The 631-nt window shown below is 64.8% G+C and carries 1 protein-coding gene; it reads left to right on the forward strand.

Annotation, left to right across the window (positions count from 1 at the left end):
- Positions 1 to 631, forward strand: a 631-nt coding sequence (locus tag ACXJKO_RS32030) for a transposase (RefSeq protein WP_457095017.1), incomplete at both ends; no start/stop codon positions are given.

Genomic DNA, 631 nt, shown 5'->3' on the forward strand with positions numbered 1-631 from the left:
CTGATCGTCGCGCATGAGGTGACCAACAGCGGCTCGGATCGGGGGCAGTTGTCGGTGATGGCTCAGCAGGCGCAGACGGCCCTGGGCACGCCGAGCCTGGAGGCTGTGGCGGACAGGGGCTACTACAAGGGCGAGGATATCCTGGCCTGCGAGCGAGCCGGCATCACGCCCTCTGTGCCCAAGACCCTTACGTCGTGCGCCAAGGCCGATGGTCGCTTCGGCAAGCAGGATTTCGTCTATCATCCCGAGAATGACACCCATCGCTGTCCCGCTGGAGAGCGCCTGACGCGACGATGCTCCACCATCGAACATGGGATGCTGCTGCATCTCTACTGGACCACCTGCTGCCAAACCTGTGCGCTCAAAGATCAGTGTACGCCCGGCAAGGAGCGCCGGGTCAGACGCTGGGAGCATGAGGATGTGCTCGATGCGATGCAGGAGCGGCTCGATCGGGCACCGGAGACGGCGCGCCTGCGGCGGCAGACGGTGGAGCACCCGTTTGGAACGATCAAGGCCTGGATGGGTGCCACGCACTTCCTGACCCGGACCCTGGAGCGGGTGCGCACCGAGATGAGCCTGCACGTGCTCGCCTACAACCTGAAGCGGGTTCTGGCGATCCTTGGTCCTGGAC

Source organism: Microvirga sp. P5_D2 (assembly GCF_054049475.1).